1 protein-coding gene is annotated in these 1,712 nt (G+C 69.0%); it reads right to left on the minus strand.

Going from position 1 to position 1,712, the window contains the following annotated elements; all coding sequences use genetic code 11:
• Nucleotides 1-304: 304 nt before the first annotated feature.
• Nucleotides 305-1,525, minus strand: a complete 1,221-nt coding sequence (locus tag H5J26_RS30725) for an acetyl-CoA C-acetyltransferase (protein ID WP_181769214.1) — start codon at nt 1,523-1,525, stop codon at nt 305-307.
• Nucleotides 1,526-1,712: the final 187 nt, after the last annotated feature.

The raw sequence follows: 1,712 nt of genomic DNA on the forward strand, positions 1-1,712 counted from the left end.
CCCGCGCCGAATGCAGGGCAGCCCCCCCGACGGCCGCGGCGGTGACCGCGGTCGCGAGCAGGAGGAGAGATATGGCGCTCACTGACTAACTCCCGGTTGCGTTCGTTCCCCCAGATGGTCCGTGCAGCTTCCTTGGAAGTCGGAAGGCGTGTCGACCGTAGTCCCAAACGCCGTGAATAGGACAGAGGTCGATTGAAACCCCCTCCGCACCGAACGCCCTGAGCAGGGGAAACGCAGCGCCCCCGGGGGATAAATCACATCCCGGGGGCGCATGGAATCCGTCAGGAACGGGAAAGGAGCCGCCTCAGCTGAGCCTCTCCAGCACCATGGCCATGCCCTGGCCGCCGCCGACGCACATGGTCTCCAGACCGAACTGCTTGTCGTGCCACTGCAGGGAGTTGAGCAGAGTCGCGGTGATGCGGGCGCCCGTCATGCCGAAGGGGTGGCCGACGGCGATGGCGCCGCCGTTCACGTTGAGCTTGTCCAGGTCGATGCCGAGGTCCCGGTAGGAGGGGATGACCTGCGCCGCGAACGCCTCGTTGATCTCGACGAGATCGATGTCCCCGATCGACATCCCGGCACGGCTCAGCGCCTGCTTGCTGGCCTCGACCGGCCCGTACCCCATGATCTCGGGGGAGAGGCCGGAGACGCCGGTGGAGACGATGCGGGCCAGCGGAGTCAGACCGAGCTCGCGTGCCTTGGTGTCCGACATGATCACCAGCGCCGCGGCGCCGTCGTTGAGGGGACAGCAGTTGCCCGCGGTGACCAGCCCGTCGGGACGGAAGACCGGCTTGAGGCCCTCCACGCCCTCCAGGGTCACTCCGGCGCGGGGGCCGTCGTCCTTGGCGACGACAGTGCCGTCCGGGGTCGTGACCGGGGTGATCTCCCGCTCCCAGAACCCGTCGGCGATGGCCTTCTCCGCGAGGTTCTGCGACCGCACGCCGAACTCGTCCATGTCCTGGCGGGTGACGCCCTTGAGCCGCGCCAGGTTCTCGGCGGTCTGGCCCATCGCCATGTAGACGTCGGGCACTTGACCGTTCTCGCGCGGGTCTGCCCAGCCGTCGCCGCCGGTCTCTGCGCGGTCGGCGGTGCGTGCCTCGGCGTCGGCGAAGAGCGGGTTGTGGGTGCCGGGCATGCCGTCGGAGGACCCGTTCACCTGGCGGGAGACGGTCTCGACGCCCGCCGAGATGAAGACGTCGCCCTCGCCGGCCTTGATGGCGTGCATGGCCATGCGGGTCGTCTGGAGGGAGGAGGAGCAGTAGCGGGTGATGGTGCAGCCCGGCAGGTGGTCCATGCCCATCTGGACGGCGACGACGCGGCCGAGGTTGTGGCCCTGTTCGCCGCCCGGCAGGCCGCAGCCCAGCATCAGGTCGTCGATCTGCGCGGGGTCGAGTTCCGGCACCTTGGCGAGTGCCGCCTTGACGATCTCCGCGGTCAGGTCGTCGGGCCGTACGTCCTTGAGCGACCCCTTGAAGGCGCGTCCGATGGGCGAGCGGGCTGCAGAGACGATCACGGCTTCGGGCATCACGGCTCCAGAGGGTCTGCGTGGCACTTGGCACATTGCTACGTGCGGGAAGCTACCCGGCCGTAAGCCCCGGGTCACGGGCCTCAGGGTGTGATGCGGGACTCTTTTCTAAGCGCTTGCTTTGTGCCGGTGCGCCGACTCCCGCCGCGCGGCGGGTCCGCTCTCCAGCGTATGGCGCCCGTCGCAG

This window comes from Streptomyces albidus (ex Kaewkla and Franco 2022), from assembly GCF_013870515.1.
GTDB classification, from domain to species: Bacteria; Actinomycetota; Actinomycetes; order Streptomycetales; family Streptomycetaceae; genus Streptomyces; species Streptomyces albidus.

Bases quoted from the DNA above. Each gene is read 5' to 3' on its own strand.
- H5J26_RS30725 (WP_181769214.1), bottom strand. From the start codon at position 1,525: ATGCCCGAAGCCGTGATCGTCTCTGCAGCCCGCTCGCCCATCGGACGC.